This is a genomic window from Neobacillus drentensis (genome assembly GCF_036962125.1).
Lineage (GTDB): Bacteria > Bacillota > Bacilli > Bacillales > Cytobacillaceae > Neobacillus > Neobacillus drentensis_B.
The window spans coordinates 1-699 of the sequence record NZ_JBALOA010000042.1 but is presented as its reverse complement, the minus strand read 5'-3'; the positions used below and the strand labels follow the sequence as shown (position 1 = coordinate 699).

3 tRNA genes and 1 rRNA gene are annotated in these 699 nt (G+C 44.3%); all 4 read right to left on the bottom strand.

Going from position 1 to position 699, the window contains the following annotated elements:
• Positions 1-29: 29 nt before the first annotated feature.
• The 4 genes from V7121_RS23805 to rrf all read right to left on the bottom strand — a co-directional run bounded on the left by V7121_RS23805 (position 30) and on the right by rrf (position 563).
• Positions 30-105: transfer RNA gene (locus tag V7121_RS23805), tRNA-Lys, on the bottom strand.
• Positions 106-115: 10 nt separating this feature from the next.
• Positions 116-188: transfer RNA gene (locus V7121_RS23800), tRNA-Thr, on the bottom strand.
• 173 nt (positions 189-361) lie between these two features.
• A tRNA-Val gene (locus V7121_RS23795) sits at positions 362-437 on the bottom strand.
• Positions 438-446: 9 nt separating this feature from the next.
• Positions 447-563: ribosomal RNA gene (gene rrf / locus V7121_RS23790) — 5S ribosomal RNA — on the bottom strand.
• Between the last annotated feature and the right edge of the window lie 136 nt (positions 564-699).

The window sequence follows — 699 nt, the reverse complement described above, 5'->3', positions numbered from 1 at the left end:
ATTCCGCCACACCCGCGTATTCATTTAAATGGTGAGCCATGAAGGACTCGAACCTTCGACCCTCTGATTAAAAGTCAGATGCTCTACCAACTGAGCTAATGGCTCATACATAAGGTGCCGGCGAGAGGACTTGAACCCCCAACCTACTGATTACAAGTCAGTTGCTCTACCAATTGAGCTACCCCGGCGTAAAGTATGAAAAAATATTAAGTTTAAACACGCTGGTATTGTTGCCGTCATCCTGACCTCAGAAAGCTTATGCAAGCAGCAGCTCCGTCAGTATGCTGAAGTTATTCAGGAAGCTTATTCGATCGTGCTCTACCAATTGAGCTACCCCGGCGTAAAGTATGAAAGGTAAATATGGTGGAGGATGACGGGATCGAACCGCCGACCCTCTGCTTGTAAGGCAGATGCTCTCCCAGCTGAGCTAATCCTCCATATTTACAGCCTGGCAACGTCCTACTCTCACAGGGACGCGTGTCCCAACTACCATCGGCGCTGAGAAGCTTAACTTCCGTGTTCGGTATGGGAACGGGTGTGACCTTCTCGCCATAATTGCCAGACCATTTATTCGACACTATTTTATTATAATGTCTTTTTTATTTTTTTCAAGAGGAAAATAAATTTTTTTCATTCCCTCAAAACTAGATAATACTGAAGAAGTTTGTAAACGGAGTATGCCTTAAAATATTGGTTAAG